Annotated in this window: 24 protein-coding genes and 2 pseudogenes; 8 read left to right on the top strand and 18 right to left on the bottom strand. The window is 60.4% G+C overall.

Translation table 11 applies throughout. The features are described from left to right. Positions 1-81 precede the first annotated feature (81 nt). Together EV286_RS28940 and EV286_RS28935 are read left to right on the top strand one after the other, a co-directional pair. On the top strand, positions 82-1,017 hold the full coding sequence (locus EV286_RS28940) for an MBL fold metallo-hydrolase (protein ID WP_132960707.1): 936 nt from the start codon (positions 82-84) through the stop codon (positions 1,015-1,017). A 291-nt stretch (positions 1,018-1,308) separates the two neighbouring features. Next, positions 1,309-1,767, top strand: coding sequence for a carboxymuconolactone decarboxylase family protein (locus EV286_RS28935; protein WP_132960706.1), 459 nt, complete (start codon positions 1,309-1,311; stop codon positions 1,765-1,767). A gap of 301 nt (positions 1,768-2,068) precedes the next feature. Here EV286_RS28935 and EV286_RS28930 read toward each other — a convergent pair whose 3' ends face one another. Then, entirely contained in the window at positions 2,069-3,445 is a 1,377-nt protein-coding gene (locus EV286_RS28930) for an alpha/beta hydrolase (protein WP_132960705.1), read from the bottom strand. Positions 3,446-3,593: 148 nt separating this feature from the next. Between EV286_RS28930 and EV286_RS32165 the strand changes: the two genes are divergently transcribed. The 3 genes from EV286_RS32165 to EV286_RS32595 are packed head-to-tail and all read left to right on the top strand — an operon-like array spanning position 3,594 to position 4,229. Then, positions 3,594-3,755, top strand: a complete 162-nt coding sequence (locus EV286_RS32165; RefSeq protein WP_165932976.1) for a hypothetical protein — start codon at positions 3,594-3,596, stop codon at positions 3,753-3,755. Positions 3,756-3,795: 40 nt separating this feature from the next. Further along, positions 3,796-3,978: a hypothetical protein gene (locus EV286_RS32600; protein ID WP_245500868.1), complete on the top strand. Its 183-nt coding sequence runs from the start codon at positions 3,796-3,798 to the stop codon at positions 3,976-3,978. Next, complete coding sequence (locus EV286_RS32595) at positions 3,957-4,229, top strand: hypothetical protein (RefSeq protein WP_245500867.1); 273 nt, start codon at positions 3,957-3,959, stop codon at positions 4,227-4,229. The genes EV286_RS32600 and EV286_RS32595 overlap by 22 nt, the downstream gene beginning before the upstream one ends. Positions 4,230-4,988: 759 nt before the next feature. On the opposite strand, the gene EV286_RS28915 is transcribed toward EV286_RS32595, so the two are convergent. Beyond that, entirely contained in the window at positions 4,989-6,890 is a 1,902-nt protein-coding gene (locus EV286_RS28915; RefSeq protein ID WP_207909941.1) for a zinc-dependent peptidase, read from the bottom strand. A gap of 705 nt (positions 6,891-7,595) precedes the next feature. Between EV286_RS28915 and EV286_RS28910 the strand changes: the two genes are divergently transcribed. Continuing rightward, complete coding sequence (locus EV286_RS28910) at positions 7,596-8,258, top strand: hypothetical protein (RefSeq protein ID WP_132960704.1); 663 nt, start codon at positions 7,596-7,598, stop codon at positions 8,256-8,258. Positions 8,259-8,580: 322 nt separating this feature from the next. Here the strand turns inward: EV286_RS28910 and EV286_RS32905 are convergent, their stop codons facing one another. The 16 genes and pseudogenes from EV286_RS32905 to EV286_RS28835 all read right to left on the bottom strand — a co-directional run bounded on the left by EV286_RS32905 (position 8,581) and on the right by EV286_RS28835 (position 20,093). Beyond that, entirely contained in the window at positions 8,581-8,946 is a 366-nt protein-coding gene (locus tag EV286_RS32905; RefSeq protein WP_348633592.1) for a hypothetical protein, read from the bottom strand. Next, a complete protein-coding gene (locus tag EV286_RS28900) occupies positions 8,939-9,295 on the bottom strand; it encodes an SH3-like domain-containing protein (RefSeq protein ID WP_348633591.1) in 357 nt (118 codons plus the stop codon). The genes EV286_RS32905 and EV286_RS28900 overlap by 8 nt, the downstream gene beginning before the upstream one ends. Continuing rightward, positions 9,281-9,439 (bottom strand): annotated as a pseudogene (locus EV286_RS32900) (nitrile hydratase subunit beta); the annotation flags it as partial. The gene EV286_RS28900 and the pseudogene EV286_RS32900, both read right to left, overlap by 15 nt. 68 nt (positions 9,440-9,507) lie before the next feature. Next, positions 9,508-9,633: a nitrile hydratase subunit alpha gene (locus EV286_RS28895; RefSeq protein WP_348633590.1), complete on the bottom strand. Its 126-nt coding sequence runs from the start codon at positions 9,631-9,633 to the stop codon at positions 9,508-9,510. Between the two features lie 174 nt (positions 9,634-9,807). After that, entirely contained in the window at positions 9,808-11,337 is a 1,530-nt protein-coding gene (locus tag EV286_RS28890; RefSeq protein ID WP_132960729.1) for an aldehyde dehydrogenase (NADP(+)), read from the bottom strand. A 225-nt stretch (positions 11,338-11,562) separates the two neighbouring features. Further along, positions 11,563-12,189: an isochorismatase family cysteine hydrolase gene (locus EV286_RS28885; RefSeq protein ID WP_132960702.1), complete on the bottom strand. Its 627-nt coding sequence runs from the start codon at positions 12,187-12,189 to the stop codon at positions 11,563-11,565. Between the two features lie 18 nt (positions 12,190-12,207). Further along, positions 12,208-12,759 carry a hypothetical protein gene (locus EV286_RS28880; RefSeq protein ID WP_132960701.1) on the bottom strand — a complete coding sequence of 184 codons (552 nt, stop codon included), beginning with the start codon at positions 12,757-12,759 and terminating at the stop codon, positions 12,208-12,210. Positions 12,760-12,913: 154 nt separating this feature from the next. After that, positions 12,914-13,108 (bottom strand): hypothetical protein, encoded by a 195-nt coding sequence (locus tag EV286_RS28875; RefSeq protein WP_132960700.1) that lies wholly within the window; start codon positions 13,106-13,108, stop codon positions 12,914-12,916. Between the two features lie 40 nt (positions 13,109-13,148). Next, positions 13,149-13,619, bottom strand: coding sequence for a RidA family protein (locus EV286_RS28870; protein WP_132960699.1), 471 nt, complete (start codon positions 13,617-13,619; stop codon positions 13,149-13,151). Further along, a complete protein-coding gene (locus EV286_RS28865; RefSeq protein WP_132960698.1) occupies positions 13,613-14,338 on the bottom strand; it encodes an SDR family oxidoreductase in 726 nt (241 codons plus the stop codon). The genes EV286_RS28870 and EV286_RS28865 overlap by 7 nt, the downstream gene beginning before the upstream one ends. Positions 14,339-14,630: 292 nt before the next feature. Continuing rightward, positions 14,631-14,845 (bottom strand): annotated as a pseudogene (locus tag EV286_RS28860) (transposase); the annotation flags it as partial. Between the two features lie 11 nt (positions 14,846-14,856). Continuing rightward, on the bottom strand, positions 14,857-16,086 hold the full coding sequence (locus tag EV286_RS28855) for an alpha/beta fold hydrolase (protein ID WP_132960697.1): 1,230 nt from the start codon (positions 16,084-16,086) through the stop codon (positions 14,857-14,859). A 550-nt stretch (positions 16,087-16,636) separates the two neighbouring features. After that, entirely contained in the window at positions 16,637-17,110 is a 474-nt protein-coding gene (locus EV286_RS28850; protein ID WP_132960696.1) for a DUF302 domain-containing protein, read from the bottom strand. Positions 17,111-17,201: 91 nt separating this feature from the next. Further along, positions 17,202-18,419 (bottom strand): MFS transporter, encoded by a 1,218-nt coding sequence (locus tag EV286_RS28845; RefSeq protein ID WP_132960695.1) that lies wholly within the window; start codon positions 18,417-18,419, stop codon positions 17,202-17,204. A gap of 84 nt (positions 18,420-18,503) precedes the next feature. Then, a complete protein-coding gene (locus EV286_RS28840; protein WP_132960694.1) occupies positions 18,504-19,004 on the bottom strand; it encodes a cupin domain-containing protein in 501 nt (166 codons plus the stop codon). A 192-nt stretch (positions 19,005-19,196) separates the two neighbouring features. Beyond that, complete coding sequence (locus EV286_RS28835) at positions 19,197-20,093, bottom strand: LysR family transcriptional regulator (protein WP_132960693.1); 897 nt, start codon at positions 20,091-20,093, stop codon at positions 19,197-19,199. Positions 20,094-20,280: 187 nt separating this feature from the next. On the opposite strand from EV286_RS28835, the gene EV286_RS28830 reads away from it, so the two are divergent. Both EV286_RS28830 and EV286_RS28825 read left to right on the top strand, forming a co-directional pair. Continuing rightward, complete coding sequence (locus EV286_RS28830; protein WP_132960692.1) at positions 20,281-21,111, top strand: 3-hydroxybutyrate dehydrogenase; 831 nt, start codon at positions 20,281-20,283, stop codon at positions 21,109-21,111. Positions 21,112-21,175: 64 nt separating this feature from the next. Next, positions 21,176-22,222, top strand: a complete 1,047-nt coding sequence (locus EV286_RS28825) for a patatin-like phospholipase family protein (RefSeq protein ID WP_245500870.1) — start codon at positions 21,176-21,178, stop codon at positions 22,220-22,222. The last annotated feature ends 19 nt before the right edge of the window (positions 22,223-22,241 follow it).

Genomic DNA, 22,241 nt, shown 5'->3' with positions numbered 1-22,241 from the left:
CGGAGTGAGCGCCAGCCCCGACCGTATGTAAGGCCATCGCAATGGAGAGTGGCAGGCAAACAAGAAACACAGGAGCTCATCATGAACGTACAGAAGAAAATTTCCGAAGAAATCAACTTCCACCCCGGCAGGCCCGCCACAAGTGAACTGGTTCCGTCTCGCTATGCGCTGAAGATCGGCGACATCGACGTGATGATCGTCAGCGACGGGGTCCTGCCGCTCCCCACCCAAATGCTGGGACACAATGCGAATCCCGCTGATCGTGCAAGCTGGATGGCTCACCAGTTCTTGCCTTCCGAAGTACTCGACTGGTCTCTGAATGCGGTCGTGGTTCGCAGCGGCGACCAGATCGTTCTCCTCGACGCAGGATTGGGTCTTGATCCAGATTTGAACCTGCCGCGTGCCGGGCAGTTGACCAAGCGACTGGAAGCGGCCGACATTGATCTGACAACGGTGACCGATCTCGTGCTGACCCACTTGCATATGGATCACATCGGTGGACTTCTCGTTCCAGGGATCAAGGAAAAGCTTCGTCCTGACCTGCGGATCCACGTCGCTGCCGCCGAGGCCAAGTTCTGGGAAGCGCCGGACTTCACTCAGACTAGGATGCCGGACGGCTTCCCGGACGCACTGCGCGCAACCGCCAAGCGGTTCCTGGCCGAGTATCGCAGCCACCTGCGCCTGTTTGATGAAAAGCAGGAGGTTGCGCCGGGCGTCGTGGCTCGCCGCACCGGGGGGCATACTCCAGGGCACAGTGTAATCCGCATCGCTTCCAACGGAGACGCGCTAACGTTTGCCGGCGACGCCGTGTTCGCTGTTGGTTTCGATCATCCCGAGTGGCACAATGGCTTCGAGCACGACCCGGAAGAGGCGGCCAGGGTCCGGATCCGTCTCCTGCGGGAACTGTCGGCGAGTGGTGAATTGCTGGTAGCTACTCATCTTCCCTTCCCGTCGCTAGGTCGCGTTGCCGTGGAAGGCGATAAATTCCGATGGGCGCCGATGTTCTGGGACTACTGACGGCTGCCGGGCGAAGGGCCGATATAGCTCTCGACAGTGTTTGAACACTGGATCGCCAAGCAATTTACGCCGAGCATTGGCGCCAAGCTCTCTCGTGTGGGGTCCGACGACGGTCGTTTCCTCGCACGGGAAACGTGCGGAACCCAATCCATGAGCGGATAGACCGCCGTAGTGCCTGACACGGCCGTTGTATGTGCGACCACATCCGCCAAACGCCGCGCCTATGGGAACTCTGGACGGACACCCATCGCGCAAGACTAACGTTCAACGAAAATCTAAGGAACAGGACAAATGAGCAAGCGTCTCGACTACAACCAGATCGCCCCGGCCGGCATGAAAGCCCTTAACGGACTCTATGGCTACACCACCATGCAGAGCAGCCTCCCCGCGGGGCTGGTCGATCTTGTCTTTCTTCGTGTCTCGCAGATCAACAACTGCGCCTTTTGCCTCGACATGCACACGCGCGACCTGCTGAAGAAGGGGCAACCAATCGAGAAGATCGCGCTGGTGCAGGCGTGGAGGGAAGCCGGCAATCTTTTCGACGAGCGTGAGCGGGCGGCCCTTGCCTGGGCCGAAACGGTGACGCGCGTGGCAGAGACCGGCGTTCCCGATCAGGCTTACGAGGCCGCCCGCGCGGTGTTCGACGAGAAGGAACTCGTCGATCTAACGCTCGCGACAGGCCTGATGAACGCCTATAACCGAATGGGCATTAGTTTCCGCAGTACGCCACAGGCGGCGCTCGAAAAATAAACTGGCAACGAAGTTTGCGGACGCGCGTGAGTCCGCAAACTTCCCTGTAATGAGGTAGCAATGACCGCTTCTGGCGCATAGGGGAGTCATCTCATGGCGGTACCTTTTGGCCCGAAGCTGCCTTTCCAGACAATCGCCTCAAAGTGCAGGAAAGGATGGGTTGCGGTAGCTGGTGTGAGCCGCTCGAACAAAGCAGGTGCGCTCTCAGCGACAATCCCGCGATGGAGATAAGCTATAATGTCGCGCCCTTGTCGCCTCTGACGACTAACAAGGGCGCGGCAAGAGGGTCTTTGTGGGACAATCATTGCGAGGCTTGCTGGACATCCGATACCTGCCAGAAAGGGCGTTTGATTTCGACGAGTTGGCGACGGGGATCGTCGGCCTTCAACCTATCGCGGATGAGCGCAACCAAGTCCGCCTTAACAGCCGGGTCGGACAAGAAATAGCTATGGCCGATGAAGCCGCCACTGCCTGAAAACTCGATGAAATCGACCAGCCCTCCCATGTGAGACCCTGACCACTGGGCCGCCGCCTGGCTCCTGTCCCTGGGAAGCCTGCCAACAGCGAGTTGCCCCAGCCGCAAGGCACTGCCGAAGAGCAGCGTCGATGCCCCCAACGCTTTGTCGCCGGGAGACGAATAAACCGTGAGATGCAGCGCGCCTTGAGGCGGCAACGCGCTTGGGCTTGATTTGCTGCCGAAGGCAAGGTCTGGGTCCGACACCCACGCGAGCAATTTGGAAGAAGCCACATCGAGGTCAATATCGGGAGCGAAAAACACCGCGTTTGCAATCTTGTAGCGTTGCCAAAGCGAGGATCGGCTGACATAGGCTTCGATGGCGAGTTGCTGGGCCACGTTCGCGAGCACATCGGTCCCGCGACTATGCGCCAAGAGATGAACCCGCTCGACCCCCTTGGTTTCGGCGATGATGCGAATGGCTTTCTTGAGGTCCGCGACTGCAAACTCGCTCGACTCGCGGTCGATGTTGTAGCCAAAGAAGAAGCCGCCGGTACCCCCGGCAGGCCAGGTCAGGACAATGCAGACAAACTGGTTCTGCAGCGACCTGCAAATCTCGCCTGTAGTGAGCGCGGCGTCGTCGAAGCTGTTGCCGTAGCCGTGAATAAAGACCACGACTTCCTTACGATTGGCCATTGCAAGACGACGACCGACTTCGGCCTGCAGCGCTGCGGCAGCCTGCTCGTGGGCCGCGACTGCCGTCGGCGTGCGGCGTAATCCGTCCGCGGTCGCCACGACGCCGTAAGGTGTCGCCGGAAACCGTCCGGTCTCGGAAACCGCGCCGACACGCAATCCACTTTTGCTTGTGGCAGAGTTGCGTGTCGGGGTGATCGACACCGATCCAAAGCTCAAGAATATGGCTCTCTCGGCACCGTAGGACAACGTTTTGTCGGAAGCAGTTACAGGTGCCCGATCGGTAACGTAGAGCAGGTCGAAGGTTCCAGAACTCTGCCGGGACCGGACGGTCTCGGTGCTTTGCGAACCTGGGGGCGTGGCAACAGGCAGCGTTGCAACGTTCGCGCTCTGCGCGGCACAGCCAGCGAAGCATAAAAGCAACAGGAGCCCTGTCATTGCCCGACAGAAATTTGCTAATCCGACCCGTCCAATATGGCTTGTGAATTTGCGGCCAAGGCCAAGTTCAGCGACGCAATAGCTATTTGCCACATGCTTTCCTCCCCCGGTTTATTTACTGTGCTTATCAGCGTGCGTAAATCGACTCCGGGCCTACGGACAGGTGCGACCCGCCGCGTAAGGAGACGATCGAGATCCTGAAGCGGTATCGCGTCAACCTCGTGGGGCTGGATTCGCACGATTGGAGAAGGCGCCAAACGGCGGTGTCGTGTTCGAAGCCTTTCACTCGTTGGAGAGTGCAGGCATCCGCTACAGAGAACCGCTCCCGGAGACAGGCTTCACCACGATCGCGCGGTGGGCGACGTTTGTGGCGGCGGCGGTCGTCGACGAGACGATAGGATAGTGGTGACGGAAAGCGGTTCCCCGGCAAGAGCTTCTTTTACGTGTTGATGATCGTGCCCCTTGTCATCCCCGGCGTGATCCTCGTCATCTTGGGGCAGTTCTCGTTCCTGACGACCATCACCACGCTGGTCATTACTGCCCGCCTGCGCAAATTCGATATCGCGCTTGAGGAGGCGGCCTACAATCGCGGCGCGCCACGCGGATGCGGGTCCTCGGAACGGTGACGTTGCCCTATCTCGCCCCGGCGCTCCTCTCCGCCTTCGTCTTCGCCTTCCTCGTGTCGTTCGAAAACTTCAACACGACGCTGATGCTCGTCGGCTCGGATTCGCCGCTGACGATCACCATGTACGATCGCGTGGTCAAGGTCGGCTCGACACTCGTGCTGAACGCCGTCTCGTTCTTCCTGATGGTCGGCTCAGGTCTGCTCGCGCTGCTCAGCGTCGCTGTTCAGCGCAACAAGGAGCCGGCACGCTGAACTGGGCGTCGTCGCTCCGAACTCCCTTATGTTTTGATGCTGCGGACGCACTCAAATATTCAAAGTCAAAGAGGAAGAGCGCGAGTCACTCGGTTTACAAGCGGACCGGAAGCGGCGAGCGTCAGGCTGAGCAATAGGGCCCCGTGCTATTCTGAGCGGTATTTGACGACGGCTCCCGAACGTAGCCAATGGCAACTCAGGAGCAAAGCGTAGCAGCCGCTGCTATTTGTTGCGGGGCAGGTGCGCGGCTGTAGTTAGCTGCCCTTCTGCAATAGATTCAGGTTCGAGGTTCCGCACCCGCAGAGCAAAGCTTCCTTCCTGCCGCGGTCAGGAGCCACGAAATACATCTTGCCGCAGGTGGTGCAGCCAAATGAACTGGTGAAACTGCGGAACGCTGCGACCACAGGGGTGAAATCCTCCTTCTGGAGGTCGGCCCACTTGTTGAAATGAACGGCTGTATTGATCTGCCAGTTATCGTAGCCGGTCTTGGTCTTCGCCTCGGCATAAGCTGCGTCGATCGCGCTGATCCGCTCGACGAGTTGGCGGCGACCTTGGCCTTCTTCAGCAGCTCGCCCAACGTGCTGGTAGCATTGGGGAGGAGATCGCCCAGTGCGAATTGGGCGTCACCGCGAAACTCGACGCTCGCACGCAGACGGTCGCAGGCCTCCCTAGTGAAGTGCCCCAGGTAGTGGCGAAGCAGCGCTGCCGCGGCTCGTACGTCATTCTTGGCGAGGTGCTCCTCCACACCCAGAGACGGTTTCAGGGCTTGGCTTTGGGAGCCGTCGACCAGACAGTGCTGGGAGCGTTGAGCTTGGGATCGCGGACAGCTTCCCATTCATAGGCGACAAAGTAGTTGTAGAGATTGGGTCGGAGCGCCTGGAAGGTCTCCGGCTGCTGGATAAAGAGGGAGAGGTTCTCGGCGTAGAACTCTTTGTCACTGGTCGCGCCGTAGTCGGTGATGGCCTTGGCTCGGCCTCCGTCTTTCTTGGCTGCTTCGAGGAATTTGGGGAGATTATGGGCCTCTCCCTTGGCGATCCGCCCCCCGGGTTTCTCGGCCGGAGCGATGTCGATGGCGTGGGCCAATTCGTGATCGAGGAGGCGGGCGAAATCGGCATCCTGGGCGGTAACGATCTTCTGGAACAAGGTGATGGTCTTCTTCCACGGGCCGGTATCGGATTTCTTAAAGCTGAAGTCGAAGGAGGCTGCTTCGCCGTCGGTGCCGGTCTGCTTGGGTGAGGTTTCGAAGGTGACGTCTCGGATGCGCATAATAAGCGCTTCGTCGAACGTGCCGAGTGAGCGCACGACCTTTTGCCAGAGGGAGTCATCGGTGATGGAGGAGCCGCGCTTGAGCCCGTAGGGCACGACTTTGCGCTTTTCAATGTCCTTGACCGCGCCCGGATCGGACATTCCCGTAGCGGGAGAGCGGATGGCTTCGACGAGGATTTTTGCTGTGATCTTGCCGGCGGCTTCGCTGCCGATGCACGTGAATCGGAAGCTGCCGTTGGGGCCTCCGAACTGGGTGAGATCGAGGCTTTCGATATGAACCAGATGCAGGCGTTTGGAGTGGGCTTTGCCGTCGCTTCCAGGCTGGAGGTCGAAGATGCTGAGCGCGACCTGGCGCAATCCGCGATAGAGATCGGACTTGACCTTGTCATCTTTGACGGCTTCGATGGCCGGGACTTCGATATCGATATCGGCGTTGAGGTTGGTGGCGGCGGCGACCGTTCCCTTCAGCCCGAAGAACTGTTTCAGAATTAGAGGACTGCTCAGGGCCTCTGTATCGAACTTCAGGCTTTGCCGGTCGGCTTCGGAGAACTGGTCGAGCGAGGTCGGTGTGGGGTCGGGTGCGCGCATGAGGACGCTGGGCGGTCCGGGAGCGCGCTGCTGCTGGACGACATGGGTAAGCTCGTGCGCAAGTAGATGGCGGCCGGCGGCGGTGTGCGGCGCATACTGTCCTGCGCCGAAGACGATGTCACGACCTGCGGTATAGGCACGAGCCTGGACGGCAGCAGCGCTGGCGGTCGCGCTGCTATCGGTGTGGATGCGGACCTGGCTGAAGTCGTGGCCGAAGCGCGGCTGAAAGTAGGAGAGCTGGTCTTTGGGCATCGGTGTGCCGCCGCGCTGAGCTGCGTCGACTGCTGTGGTTGTATCCAGATCTATCGCAGAGCGCTCTGTACTCGCAGGTGTGCTGTGGATGGAGAGCTGCTGCGAGGATGCCGCTGGACGCACGGTTTCGGTGGCGACGTGATCTGCTTCCTTCCCTGAAGCATGGGATGGAGAGCTTGCAGTCGCTTTGCGCTGGATGGGCGCGAGGTTGATGCAGGCGAAGTCGCCAGCGGGAGGCGCATCACCGGGCGTCGGCATGCGCATGACCTGATCGGCGATCTGATCGGCTTCCTGTTCGGCTGCGTCACCCGGCGAGCTGATGCAGAGTTTCGCCTGGATATCCGCGCTCGGGGAAGACACCGGTGTGACCGGCGAGTGGATCGGTACATTCGCAAAGTCGAAGCCCTTGGTGGCTACATACGACGTACCACGATCCTCGCTTCCGCGCCCGGCTTCCAAGCCGGCGCGTAGCGGTGTCACCGAGCGCGCGGGGGCGGGCAGCAGGGAAGAGCGCTTTGACGGGGTTCGGGCCGAAACCGGGAGGGGCGCTTTCATAGGATCAATCTTTCAGCGCACGATGAGGGAGGCGGGCCTGCGGATCGACAGTCTCGACATTCCGTCTCATCCTGTCTCCCACTGCCATGGGCTAATCCTCCCAAGCCAATTGGTATTCAACCCGTTCGAATGGCGTTTCCAGGCGTTAATGGGGACCCTGTTGCGTCGGACTCTCCTGAGTCAGATCGCCCCACTGGCAACGCGCAGCCCCAACGAGAAAGCTGCACCTCGCGTTTTCGGCTGTCAACGGTCATTTAAGTTTGTCAGCAAAGCTTGGTCGAAGCAAATGCGGAGAACCACCGTCCCGCATCCGCAACTCGAGCCGGACACTGCAGGTCGGGCTTAAGATGGAGCAACAGCTAGGGGTCGGCAACAGTCTACAATGCGCCTCCAAGGCTGGCCGTTCACGCCATGCACCGAAGCTCCTGAAAGCCGCCCTTCAGCCTCGCTACAGTAGCAAGGTCCCGAACGCGCACTCATTGCTCGCCAGCGAGATCGAACTCTGATCCTGGAAAGGGGTGCCCCGGCAACGCTGGGAATACCAGTCTTGAGCCGTTGCCAAGACGGCGAATGGTCATGCGCTTCTCTCGTCATGGTCGTGCAGAATTTCCATATTTCCATCTTCGAGGTATCATTCGCAGGCGCATTGGGCGCGACACAGGAGTCGGCTGGTGACCAGCATACGAGTTTCGCAGGACGTCTGACATGGACGCGACCTCAAGCCGGAGAGCCACAGGTGTGCGGCAATTCCTTGATCTCGAGCAGCAGCGCGATTGGATCGCGGGCAAGATCGACTTGCCGGACGGGGGCGACCGCTCAGAGTCCCTGGAACAGCGCTTCAAGTATGTCGCTCGATTTGAGAAGCTACTTAGTCACCCGCAAGCGGGGGAAGTGCTGGAGATCCTCGGGCTGTACGGTCCAAACTGCATTCCCTTGCTGCGCAAGACCGAGCGATACTACTGGTCGGTTTCCTGTCTGCCGTCGACATCGGACAAGCCGCTCGTACGCGTCAATGCGAGCTGGATGGAGCTTTTCACGCTCTATGCTCAAGGCGACGATATCCGCGCCAGATTCATCTTGCATCTTTCGGATTTCACAACCGATCGTTCAGCCACGCCGAGCCGGGTGGACGAAGCCTTTCTCGAGCAAAGCGTGGTGGAGCCAGAGGACATCAGTTATTTCTTCCCGCGTGGTGCGGACATTTTCGGCATCAATGTGCGCGGCTCTGTCTCGATCCGCAAGCTGCTCGGGAGCCGCCGCGTTGTGTGCGCCATTCGCACGTTCAACCTGACGCACATGAACCGCGGGCGAAATGCCTATCAGGCAAGCCACTGCTACAGCGTGGCCGATTACATGCAGGCAGTTTGAGGGGTTTTGCAGGCCATTCGACGTCGCAGCGCCACTTCGTGATCCCGAGAACGAAGCTGACAGCCGATGCGCGCATGTCGAGCGGCTTTGCGCCCCCATGTCGGCCGCAGAGACCAGCTTGTCCGCTGCCCGGAAGCAGACGTCGCCAGCGACCGGGCTGGACGACTTGTTTGCGCCTCATGGTGGTCATTGAGCCAGCGGCCGCTTCCGCTGCAAGGCGGACATGACGCATTGACAAGGCGGGTTGCAGTTGCGCAACAAGGAGGCGTACTCATTCCGAACCGTCCGACGCAAACACGCAAGCGATGCGATTTAGTATGGCCTAGTCTGAAGTTTTGGCAAATCGGGACTCAAGCTCCACTGGCTGGCCGTGATGTGTATGCAAATAGGCTTGCCGCCACTCTTCGCGCCGGCGTGCCAATTCTACGCATGAGACGTTCCCTCCAGCATCGAGAATACGCTCGAGCGCGGACAACACGGCAGTGTAATAGGTGGACGTATCGTCAGCACTGTCGGCGAGCCTTGCGAGACGGAGCTCTTTGCCCAAGGTTTGGGTCCATTGTGATTGCGGAATTGGGCCCGACCCAATCAATAGATCGGCGATTGCCATTATTTGGGCGTGCCACGGCTCAGCGAAAATCGGTTCGCCGTCTCTCCTCCTCAACGGCCCGCAGCCGCGATCAGGCAAGTTCAAGGTAGCTCTCCCAAAGATCGACAAAAACGCAATCCCGCCGGTCCTTTGCTTCCGGCCAAAGCTCCGACGCGGCGAAGCTGATCGTATAAAGGTGCTCCGCCCTTTGTTCTCCCCGTGCAGACGCATCCGGAAAGACATGCCCGCCATGATGGGCGAAGATACTTCCCCTTCTGCCGCGGACATAACCGGGAAGACGAGTATGTCCCGAATGCCCCGACATCTTCCCACGCACGGCCCCCCCGAGGGCAAACAACGCCGGAGCGTCGATTTCAACCGCGTAGCTGCGTGGATTCTTGACATACGCTCTCGCCTCATCGGCGTGGTAGTCCGCGGGAACGATCAACTCGCGGCAGTGCCGGAACCAGTCAATCGACCAGTCGCAGTCGCAGTCGCTGTCGCCGGCGGGGGCCTGCGCCAATCCGAAAGCGCGCATTTCCAAGTCTTCATGGAAAAGTTCACTATCGCCCAACCCTTTAATTGGGCCAAAGCCTTCCCGCCCCCGAGATCGTGGACTCCGTCCATCAGCGGCCTCTTAGCAACGACGAAAGATTCCTTTCAGTGCCGATCATCGAATTGCGGGTCGCGAATCGCGCGAGAGTCCTCGTCCAGGCCCTCTGTATCCTCCGGCTGTTGTGGCAGCACGAGGTATCGCCTTTCCGCCGTCGAGTCCCAGACGCGCACTTCTGCGGTGTCTTCGAGTTCGACGCCGCCTCCACGCTAGCAGAGTCGGCCCAGGCGCCCTTCATGGAGGCTCCCAGCATCCGGCTCCAGGCGCGCCGACCTCGCTTCGGGGCAGGTTGGTCGTGGAAGCGTCCATGCCTCCACGACGTCTTCATCGAAACCCCCCGGAGGCCCTTACGGCCGTCTGAGCGGCTCCGGAAGCAGCTCAGCCGGGAAGTCCTGGTAGGAGACTGGCCGCAGGAAGCGATAGATCGCCAGCGTCCCGACCGAGGTCGATCTTCCGTCTGACGTGGCCGGATACGGGCCCCCATGGACCATCGCCGGGGATACCTCGACCCCGGTTCCGAAGCCGTTGACGAGAAGTCGGCCCGCGAGAAGCTCTAACTGCGGGATCATCGTCGAGGCGGCCGCGAAGTCCTCGGCATCCACGTGCAGGGCGATGGTCAACTGACCATCCAAGGATTCGACGACTCCACGTAGCTCCGCTTCGTCATGACAGCGGACGATCAGTCCCGAGGCGCCGAAGACTTCTTCCTGAAGCTCCGGGTCGCCGAGGAACGCTGTGGCTGTCGTCTCGAAGAGTGCGGCAGCAGCCTGATGGGGAGTTCCGTCCTTCCCTGCAGCGACCTGTGAGACGGACGATGACGACGACAGCCTTGCCACGCCCTTGCGATAGGCCTCGCAGATGCCGCCCGTCAGCATGGTCTGGGCCTGCGCCTTCGAAATCGCTGCAGTGGCACTTTCGATGAACGCGTCGAGCGCCGGACCGTCGACAGCGATGATCAGGCCCGGATTGGTGCAGAACTGGCCAGCGCCAAGGGTTAGAGCGGATGCAAACGATGTTCCGATCTCGGATCCGCGATTACGAAGCGCGTTCGGATAAAGAATGACGGGATTGATGCTGCTCATCTCGGCATAGACGGGTATCGGCTGCTTCCGCTCCGACGCGATCTTCATCAGCGCGGTGCCGCCCCGGCGCGAACCGGTAAATCCGACGGCGCGGATCCGATGGTCGGCAACGAGGGTCTGTCCGACCTCGAACCCTGCATCGAACAAAAGCGCAAACGTCCCCGGTGGAAGCCCGCATGCCGCGACAGCATCCATGACGGCTTTGCCAACGAGCACGGACGTTCCGGGATGGGCGGAGTGCGCTTTGACGACGACAGGACAGCCGGCGGCGAGGGCGGACGCGGTGTCACCGCCAGCGACAGAGAATGCCAGCGGAAAGTTGGATGCTCCGAATACGGCGACCGGGCCGAGAGCGATGTTTCTCAGCCGAAGGTCGGGTTTCGCGACGGGTTTGCGGTCAGCGTCAGCCGGATCGAAGCGAAGTTCCTGAAACTTGCCGTCGCGGACCTCTTTCGCGAACAGACGAAGCTGTCCGACGGTTCTGGCGCGCTCGCCTTCGATTCGTCCGCGCGGCAGGCCAGTTTCGTCGATAGCTCGCAGGACGAGATCGTCGCCGAGTGCGACGATGCCATCAGCGATGGCTTCCAGGAAGCGCGCTCGTTCATCGAGCGACGTCTCCTTGTAAGCCGGGAAGGCGTCCCACGCCAAAGCCGTGGCTTTCTCCACCTGTTCCTTCGTCGCGCCGGCGAAGCTCGGTTCCATCGGGCTGCCGTTGGCAGGGTTTGTTGCGGAGAAGGTCGCAGCCGCGCCACGCACGTTTGCGCCGCCGATGCGAAGGTCGCCGGAGAGTGTCATGTGGATCCTTTCGAATTGGGGAGCCATGACCGCCTCCCTATACAGAATAGGAGGATCGACATAAGTCGGCAGCGATTGGCTTTCGAACTCAGATAGGTGCCGCCGAGGGACCTGCCAACCCTTGAGAGCAAAAAAGTATTACTTTTTAATTTTTGATGGGCGATCCGGCGTGCGCGTGGAAGCCCGCGGGGTGCTGGTGACCGCCGAGATGCAAGCTTACGCCGCTTATGCAAGTGCGATCGCCGCGACGGCTTCCTTGGTGTCGACGATAGCGCTGGCATAGCTGGGAAGGTTGACCTCCAGCGCCGCGTGCATCATTTCTGAAGAATAGTCCGCAACCGCATCTTTCACGACCGTCACGTCGTAACCAAGCTCCGCTGCGTACCGGACGGTGGCCTCGATGCAGGTGTGGGCCACCAGCCCGATCACGATGATCCGCTGGATGCCGTGTCGCTTAAGCTCGAGATCGAGATCGGTGTTCGCGAAGCCGCTGGAGCACCAGTGTTCGGACGCGACGACCTCGCCAGATACCGGCACGAATTCGGCACGGAATTCACCGCCCCACGTCCCGAATTCGAAGCTTTTGCGGTGCCAGGCCGCACGCTGGATAGGCGCCACGAACTTCCAGTTCTCGTAGTCGCCTGCCCGATAGCGATGATGCATCGCAAAGAAGACCCGGAGGCTTGCTTTCCGTGCAGCAGTCAGCACCTCGAGCATGTGCGGAACGCAGTTGTTCGCCTCGGCGACCTCCTTGATCCGTGGCCAGATCTTCCCGCCTTCGGAGATGAAGTCGTTGTACGGATCGACCACCAGCAGACCGGTATTGTTCCGGTCGAAGGACAGTTGGGCCATGTGATACGCCTCCGCTCGTCAGGCCGCTTTCGTGGAGGAGGCGTTCTTCAGCGCCGCCCGCTCGATGCTCGCCGCAAAAAGGGGCGTTTCACCCTTGTTGTGTGCGATCGACATCGGTTGCCGCTGGGTCCGGAAAATCTCGAAGGGAATGCCTTGGCGGTCGAGGAAGGCCATCATTTCGTCCGTCGCATATGACCTGACACGGTTGGTGAATTCGCATCGGCCCGCGTCGAGTTTCTTGACGCTTAGCTCCCAGGTGACATGGATCGTCACCCGGCCATTCGGCGTGAACACGTCGGAATCGGAATCGAGGATGAGATGATCCTTCTCGCCAAGGGTTTCGAGGTAATGCTGGACCATCAGGCTGCCACCGATCGTCTCGACATTGATCGACATGCGCGTGCCGTCAGCCGCGGTCGTGAAACCCGCGGCAATGTGCGCCGGCGAGCAGCCCTGGTATTCCTTCTCCGGCAGAGTGAAGCACCATTTCGGAATATCCACCTTTTCGATGGGAGCGTTGATGATTGCCGAAAAGCTGGAATCGACGATCTGGTTTTCGATGCTGTGCATGTGACGTCTCCAAGGCTGGTTGGGTTGTCGGTGCGAATGACCACACCGCCGTATTCGCGGCTGGGAACCGCGCGATTCCCTTTGGTGGACAACTGGCAGGATGAACTGTGCGCCCGCGCGGCCTGCCGTTCTGACGCGCGGGCGCGGCTTCGGCCTACTTGTCGGCCAAAGTCTGGGTGTAGTGCCCGAGGCGCGCCTCGATGTCAGGGTTCGTCTGAAGCCCATTTCCATCAAGCACCTTCGTCTGACCGGAAAGAGCGAGCACGGGAAACAAGAGCAGAGCTGTGGCGGCCAGAGACGTCGACGACAGGGCGATGGTGCTTGTCGCGGTTGGTGGTCTGGTTTCCATGACTGCCTCCACTTTTGGGTTTGGGAGCGAACGCGTTTCGCTAGGATTCAATCTCGCAGACGAGTTCGATCTCGACGGGCATTCCAAGCGGTATGCTGGAAACGCCAAGCACGATGCGGGGCGGGAGCCGGGCGGCGCCGAATACGTCGCGCAGCAACTCGGAAGCCCCGTCGGCGACCTTGGGATGCTCATGAAAATCGGACGGGCAGGCAATGTAGACGCCCAGCTTGGCGATTGACCGTATTCTGTCGAGCGATCCAAGATGAGACCGGGCAGCGGCAAGACCGCTCAGACATGCGGTTCGAGCGGCGTCGTAACCGTCTGCGACCGAGATGTCCTTGCCGACCAGCCCAGTATAAAGCGGGACGTGCACGACGACGGGAAGCATGCCGCTCAGGAAAAGTAGCGAGCCGACCCGTACTGCCTCGACATATGCCCCGAACGGAGTGGGCGCGGTGGGGATGATAAGGCCGAGTTCCCGTATACGCGCTTCCGCGCTTGCGACTACCATTTTCCAAGATGTGCGCCGTTGTCGACGTGCAGCACCTCCCCGGTGATATTCGAAGATTCCGTTAGATAGACGACGCCATCCACGATCTCCTGGACAGCGGTGATTGTGGCCATCGGCGAGAGGGATTCCAGAAAATCCCTGGGGTTCTTCGCATGCAGGGGTGTGTCCACGACGCTCGGCGAAAGCGCGTTTACACGGATATTATCCCTGGCGAATTCGAGCGCGAGGCTTTTGGTGATCGCGTTGAGGCCGCCCTTGGTAATCATCGGCAGGGACGCCGTCACGCCGGCGATTGGGTGGTCCGTCAGCGACGACGTGATGGTGACCACGCTTCCCCCGGACTTCTGGCGCAACATCTGCCTGACGGCATGCTTGGTGAAATGAACGAATCCTTCGACGTTCGTCGCCGCCAGATGACGGAAGTCCTCTATGGTGTATTCGAGAAAGGGCTTGGTGAAGAACACTCCGGCATTGTTGACGAGCGCATCGATTGAACCGAACTGCTCGACTGCTGTGTTGGCGACGCGTTCGGCGGTTTCCGGATCCGCGACGTCCCCGTTGATCAGTTCGAGGCGGCCAGCGCGGTCGAGCTGCGTCGTCTCGCTGATGTTCCGGGACGTGCCGACGACGTTCCAACCCTTGTCAAGGAACGTCTTGACCAATCCGGCCCCGATGCCTTGCGAAGCCCCGGTGATCACCACAGTCTTGTGCTCATTCATGCCTGCCTCCGTTCTTGCTACGCGGAAACCTTCGTCTGCCAGGTGGCGGTCGATCGCTTGGTCGTCGATTGATCCGTCAATCCGGCTACGACCCGCGAAGGTGGCGGACGACCGCGGCGTCCTTCGCTCTGCCAGGATCATCGCGCCAAAAATCGAGCCGCGATATTGTACCAAGGTGTCTGCGATACCTTGGTATTGGTATCCACGTCAGGACACGAAGGGCCAATAGACGTGAGGGATCGCCCGAGGTATCAGGCTCGGGGGCCCAATAATGCTGATTTTCCCGAAGGCTGTCGGCGTGGACGGCAGCAATGACGGTCTCCAGGTCTTCCAGTGCGAGATCGAATTGCTCGGGATCGAGCCTTTTCGGATTTGCGGCCGAAGGCAGCCTATTTGAAAGCGGCGACACGCTTCTCTAACCACTCTGTCCGGATCCTTGCGAACTTCACGCACCTGAGCCGCCGCCAGCAGTGTTGTCGGTGATGCGCCTGGTATGCCAGGCTCGATATGGCGAAGGTCTAACGCGTCAGAACGTCATCCAACCAATCGAACATGCGCTGTTCCGTAAGCGTACGCGCGAGCGGCTGGCAGTGAAAATTAGCACCCTCTGCCGCCGTAAACGTCGAGAGCATTTTCTCGCCCGGGAGCATATCGGCCAGCTGCTTGGCCTGGCCCGGCCAGAACTGCTCATCCTCTGGGTCAGTGATGAACATCGGCGTCCGGATACGACCGACCACGTCGGTCAGATTGTATTTCAATACCTCCTGGATCGTTTTGAAGTAGCCGTCTTGCCGATAAGGCCTGGCCCGGAAATTCCACATCCTGGACGTCTCGCGTGAAAGCTTCATTCCCAAGGACATCTCAAGGTCGAACCGCCGCTCGTTGCCCTCGGCGAGCAGTTTCCTCAATCCCGACGGAAGATGCTCAATCCAGGACGTTGAGACTTCGACCACGCCCGGATCGGCCACTGCCGCAGCAATCCGATGTTCGAACGCCAAGGCGCGCGGCACCCAATAACCGGCTTGGCTGACACCGTAGATAGCGAGACGATTCGAGCCGACGTCCGGACGCTCGAGTAGGAAATCCACTACGGGGGTAATGACGGCTTCCGAATCGAAGCGGAATGGCACGTCTTTTTCGAACAGGAGCGACTGTTGGCCTGGTCCGTCAAACATCAGGACAGCATAGCCCCGCTCCAGAGCGGCCTTGGCGCAACCCCAAAGGCCGCTCAACGTGCCGTCGCTACCGTTCACGAGGATCAGGCAGCGTTCTGCGTCGGTGCCCGTGAGCTTGAAGAGATACCCCGGCATGGTTATGCCCTCATAGGGAATTTCCACCCGCTCGGTCTTGGCCGATGTTGCATCGACGAACCTGTCCCAAGCCTCGCGATGTCGTCGGAAGGTCGGTACTAGCAGTTCATCGCTATCCAGCCGATCTATGCTGCCAAGAGCGACGCCGAAATATGTCGATGCGCGGAGATACGAGCCGGCTGCACTGACAAGATGGCCACGCGCGGCACTTTCCTCTGCAATCGTCTGAACCCGCTCGCCGAGTGCCATCCACCGGTCGAACCAAGCCTGAGAATCCCCTTCGTCGATCTCGGCAATTGTCGACAAAACCTCCCCTATATCAGCGGCACCTGATGCCACTCTTCCAAGCGTTGTGCGCACCTCAAAGTCGGGGTCAGCATCCCTGTAGAATCCCGAGCTAAATACTCGGTTAGGATGCAGGAAGGGGTTTCTCATCATGCAGTCCTCCTGGCGGGGCTCAGATGAGTGAGTTTCTCAGCTTCAGTGAAATCCGCAAGATCTTCAAACATGACGTCTCTGATCGAAGATTGAGATTGCTTACATTGGCAGAATTTGTCCGAGCTGAATCCGGGTTGACGATTACTGGCGGCAATCCGCGTATGGACGAAAGTGATGTCTACAAATCGGAGACCGCGCCCTTGGGGTCGTCAGTCCGCTTCCGGCACCAGATCGGTCATTTCTCCAGACAGTGTGCGAAGTTTGTGCCACCTGCTATCAGGTAGAACGGCGGAGCAACGGACCTACGGCTCAGGTGACGCTCCCAGGAAGCCAAAATTGCAGCCGAATTGGGCGTTGTGTAGCTGCGGTAGCGCTGAGCCTACCCTCGAGCCGGCTCGTGCCGCGGAGGCACAAAGGCGCCACGGCACGAGGAAATGCGTCTTTCTCTCGGGAGGCACCGCAGCCACGAGTTTGGGCTGCCCTTCAAGGAAAACAAAACAGGACGGACAGGCTCCCAATGTTGCCAAACGTAGGAAGCCCGCTGACCGTTCTATCTGGCCGATAGCGTGTTTGTGACAGCCTCGACTACTTCGGTCGCCATCTTGAATTCCTTCTCGCGAGTGCTGATGCCGTGGCGTCGCGCAATCCAGTCGAAATCCGTGTAAGCGACGTGCACCGAGCTGTCTTCAGCCTGGTAGACGAGAACGCGCACCGGCCAATCCAACCCCGCGACAGGGTTTGCGGTGATGAATGTCGTGCCCAACGCCGGATTGCCGAATACGATCAGGCGCGACGGACGAACCTTGTTTCCCGCAGCATTGCCAAGTGCCGCCTGGTCGATGTCGTCGAAGAGAGTGATGTGCTTCTCGGCGACGTTATCCTTGATCTTCTGCACGGTCTCTTCGATCGAATACTGACTTTTGAGGACGACAACGCCGTCGGAGGGGTCAGCCTGCGCGCCGGCAGCCGGGCCGATCGCCAAAGCGAGTGCCAGGGCAAAGAACGGACGGTGTAGGTGTTTCATATGCGCTCTCCATGGATTTGGTGTGCGCGCCGTGGAAGGGAGGCGATCGAAAGGAGCGCACGTGGCCGTTCGATGCCCTGCGGATGGTCATTCATTGACGGACCGGTGCGACGTCGGCCTGCAGCCGGTTTGCCAGTCTTATGGCAAGGCAAAGCGCCACCACCAGTGCAAGAACACAGGAGTTCCAACCGAAGCGGTCGTGGAGCTGGCCGAGGACGAGACTCCCAAGGAGGCCGCCCGCATAGTACGAGGCGAGGTAGATGCCGCTCGCTCCCGCCTTGTCGCTTCTTGCCCTGCGGCCGACGACGCCCGTGGCCATCGCCTGAGCCAGGAAGGTGCCGACGGCGATCAACGCCAGGCCGGCCAGTACGACGGGAAGCTTGTGGCTGACGAGAGCCATGAGGCCAATGACGGCCATAGCAAGCGTGAGAACGATACCTAGCCTCGACCCGACCCGGCCAGCCAGTTGCCCGGCGAGAGGTGTTGTCAGGATCGACGGCAGGAAAACCAAATAGACGAGGCCCAGCGCCATCGGCGGCACGCCGAGCGCAACCAGTCTGAAATTCACATAGGTGTAGGTCCCGATAAACACGAAGAGGATCAGGAAGCCTATGGCGAAAGCGCGTGTGAGCTCGGCATCGCGGAGATGGGCTCTCCACAGGTGCATGGAAGACGCCCCAGTCTCGTTGACCCTCATCATCCGGGCGGCGGTGGTCATGGTGAAGGCGGCTATGAGCGCGCCGACAAGGTTGAGGCCCGCGAACATGATGAAATTGACTGGGAGCCCGCCAAGTCCGGTGACCGACGCCGAGAGGATGCGACCGAAGAGGTTGCTGGCGACATTGCCCGTGACATAGGCTGCGAGCGCCGTACCCGCCGTGTCGGCGGAGAAATGTTCGGAGAGGTAGGCGGCCGTCAGGGTGAAGGCCGTCGACATGCAGAGCCCCTGCGCGATGCGAAGGACAGTGAACACGACGATGTCATCGGTGAAGGCCAGCAGCAATGTCGGGATCGAAAGAACTGCAAGACTGATCCAGACACCGCGACGTCGGTCGATATTGCTTCCGAACAGCGCCACGACAAGACCGGCGACCGCCATGCCGAATGTGCTTGAGTTGACAGCAAAGCCCATGGTCGCGCGGCTGACATTAAACTTCTCTACCAGCGACGGCAGCACCGCCTGGGCCGCGAACAGGTCCACCAATGTCAGGAAAGCGATGATTGCTATCAGCGCGTAGCGCCAGTTGTTCGCTCTGGACGCCGCCGCGACGGCCTGCGTCCTGTGCATGATGTCTCCGAGGTCGGCCATGGCTGTTCCTCCTTTGGGGTGGGGCATTTCCGGCTGTGGCGCCGGAAATACCAAGATGAGGCGCTGATGTCGGCTTGACGCCGGTCACATCGATTCATTCTGCTGTGCTTCGGACGTCAGGATGTCGGCCGAGTAGAGTACGGCGGGTACCTTGCCGTTGTTCTTCCACCAATGGGACAAGTGGCCGAACTCCGCGGTAACGTCGCCCTGCTTATGGAGGATCGGGACTTTGCAGGTGCTGCGGTATTCCGTGATCGATCCGGACACGACCAGAATATTGGCGGGACGGCTGTCATGCGAATGCCACGGCACTATACCGCCCGGCTGTACCACGAGCTTGCGCATCCGCAGCATGCTGGCCTTCCACGCATCGCCCTTGGGCGAGAGATCTATCGAGGAAATCACCTCGTCGGTCACGCCCTTCGGCATCATGGGCCCGGGGGCCATGGCCATTTCGGCGACCTTGCCGGCGGGGCAGTCGCCTGCAAGGGCCGAGGAAGAGGTCAGGCCTGCGCCGACCGTCACCGTGGCGAGCGCGAGCATTGCGGCAAAGGGCATGCGGTTTGTCTTGCGTTCAATCGGCATGAAGGTTCTCCTCTGTTGGCCCGCCGGCTGAGTTGCGGCGGGCATGGAAGGATCATGGCGAACGAGGCTGCTGGTTTGAAATGCCGCCTGTTTCTGGTTTTCATAGCTCCACGCTATCGCCGGCGCCGCGGCGCAAGGAGGTGCCGCGCGCCGGGCGGACCGGAGCGGAAAAAAGAGTTGGGGCGGGCTAGTTCAATGCGGGCGCGGCGAAGGGCACGCCCAGCCGTAGGACTTCACGGCGCCGACGAAGGTCGAAACCGCGGGAGAGAAACGACGACCGGCGACCGTGACGAGGCAAACCTCCCGCGTTACTTCCGGCTTTGTGACGGGGCGGATCTGCAGCCCCGGAATGACGGCGCTGTATTCCGGGATGAAGCATATCCCGAGTCCGCCGGCCACTAGGTTCTGGATCCAGTCCTCGCGCTCGCTGGAGTAGGAAACGATCGTCTTCACGCCTTGCTCGTCACAAATGTCGGTGAGGTAGTCCCAATACTCGCAATTGACCCGTCTCAAATAGATCTCGCCGTCGATCGCCGCGATCGGGATGGCATCGTACTGGCCAAGCCGATGGCCGGCGGGAAAGGCCAGCATGAAGCGTTCGCGGAACAGCGACGTGACGTCATAGCGTTCGGGAAAGCCGGTGGCGTTCGACATCAGGGCGACGTCGATCTCGCCCGATTCGAGAAGATCGGAAAGCCTGGTGGGAATGCCCTCGACGAGCTGTAGCTGGATGCCCTTGTGGCGCATGTTGAAGTCGGTGAGCAGGCCGGTGAAGCGACGCGGTCCGATGGTGCACATGATACCCACCTTGAGATGCGCTTCGTTGAGACAAAGGAAGCGCGAGGCCTCCTGCCGCACCCCGAGGAGTTCATCCTGGACCTGCTGGAAGCGCGGTCGGAGAAGGTTGCCGAGGTCGGTGACATGGGTGAGATTGCGTTCGCGCCGAAAGAGCAGGCCCCCGACCTCGTCCTCCAGTTGTTGGATGGCGCGGCTCAAAGCCGGCTGCGTTACATGGCACTTTTCTGCCGCGCGGGTGAAATTACGTGTCTCGCATACGGCCAGAAAATATCGGATATGATGAATATCCATTGCCGTCCCCGGTTTTAGAGCCTCTTACGATTGGATCGTTCGCACGCATTCTAATTGGGCCGGCATTTTCCGCCAATGCGACCCAATTATCAATTCCATGCCGAGGCGGCATTTCCGCGAAAAGGAATGTCGTTCCATTGTGACAGCCATACGCCTCTGAGCGCCGCTGACTGCAATGGAGAACGCCATGCTGAACGCTCTTGATTCTGAAATGAACGCAATGGTTGGCCGCAAGCCGCTGGAAGGGCGAAGCGCGATCGTCACCGGTTCGACGAGCGGGATCGGCCTCGCCATAGCCCAGGCGCTCGCGCGGGCAGGAGCCGCGGTGATGCTCAACGGCTTCGGTGTTGCCGCCGAGATCGAGGCGCTGCGCGCCGAACTCGCCGAGGAGAATGATGTCGATGTCGTCTATGACTGCGCCGACATGTCGAGCCGCGATGCCATCCGGATGATGGTCGAGCGCGCAAATGCCCGCTTCGGCCAGATCGACATCGTCGTCAACAATGCAGGCGTTCAGCATGTGGCGCCGATCGGCGAGTTTCCGGCCGAGAAGTGGGATGCGATCCTGGCGATCAACCTCTCCGCCGCCTTCCACCTCGTGCAGGCGACCTTCGACGGGATGTGCGGCCGCAACTACGGCCGGATCATCAATGTCGCCTCGGCCCACGGCCTGGTGGCCTCTCCGTTCAAGTCGGCCTACGTCGCGGCCAAACACGGCATGGTGGGCTTCACCAAGACGATCGCGCTCGAAGGCGCCGAGTTCGGCGTGACGTCGAATGCCATCTGCCCCGGCTATGTCTGGACGCCGCTTGTTGAGCACCAGATCGACGACCAGGCCAAATCCCACAACATCCCCCGAGACGCGGTGATCCGCGACGTTTTCCTGAAGGACCAGCCGTCCAGGCGCTTCGCCACCGTGGAGGAAATGGGGGCTTTGGCGGTGTTCCTGTGCGGCGATCTCGCCGCGTCCATCACGGGGGCGGCGATCCCGGTCGATGGTGGCTGGACGGCGCACTGACGAGCCGCAGTAGGGCTCTTTTTCAATGGAGGAGATGATGAACGAACACGTTGAGGCCAAGGCCATGCGGCAGTCCGCCGAAGCGATTACGCAGCGCGAGGCGCGCACACTCAATCTGGCACTACAGGGGGGAGGTGCCCACGGCGCCTTCACGTGGGGCGTTCTCGATCGGTTGCTCGACGAACCCAAATTGTCCTTCGAGGGGATCGTCGCCACCAGCGCCGGTGCCATGAACGCCGCCGTCATGGCGTACGGTCTGGCGGAGGGCGGCAGGAGCGGGGCACAGGCCGCGCTCGCCAATTTCTGGCGGCGAGTAAGCCACGCGGCCGCGTCGGGACCATTGCAGCCGACGCTGTTTGACCGGATCACAGGATCGCGGGCGCTGGAATACTCCCCCGCCTTCATCATGCTCGACATGATTACGCGTCTGATGTCGCCCTATCAGTTCAATCCGTTCAACTTCAACCCTCTCAGGCAGGTGCTCGAACAGTCGATCGACCTCGATGCCATTCGCATGTCTCGCTGTCCGGTGAAGCTCAACATCTGCGCCACAAACGTGCGCACCGGCAAGGTCAAGGTGTTCGGCAACGACGAGGTGTCGGTTGATGCAATCATGGCATCCGCCTGCCTGCCGTTCCTCTTCCAGGCGGTGGAGATCGATGGCGAGGCCTACTGGGATGGTGGGTATATGGGCAATCCCGCGATATTCCCGTTGATCTATGGCTGCGACACCCCGGATGTCCTCGTCGTGCACATCAATCCCATCGAGCGCGCGGAGGTGCCGCACACCGCAAGCGAAATTCTCAACCGGATCAACGAGATCAGCTTCAATTCCTCGCTCCTTCGCGAGATGCGGGCCGTGGCCTTCGTGACGCATCTCATAGACGCCGCGAGCGCTCCGCTGCCCAATCTCAAGCGCATCTTCGTGCACGGAATCTCGGACGATGAGACAATGACCAGCCTCAGTGTCTCCAGCAAGCTCAATGCCGATTGGGGTGCACTCGTCGACCTGCGCGATCGCGGCCGGCAATGCGCCGAGCTCTGGCTGCTCGAGAACTACCAGGACATCGGCAGCCGCTCGACCGTGGACATCAGCGAACGCTACCTTTGAGCTGGTGATCGCAGCATAG

Origin of the sequence: Rhizobium sp. BK251 (assembly GCF_004345245.1) — a bacterium.
GTDB lineage: Bacteria > Pseudomonadota > Alphaproteobacteria > Rhizobiales > Rhizobiaceae > Rhizobium.
The sequence above is the reverse complement of the archived record's forward strand: the minus strand, read 5'-3'. Positions and strand labels throughout refer to the sequence as shown.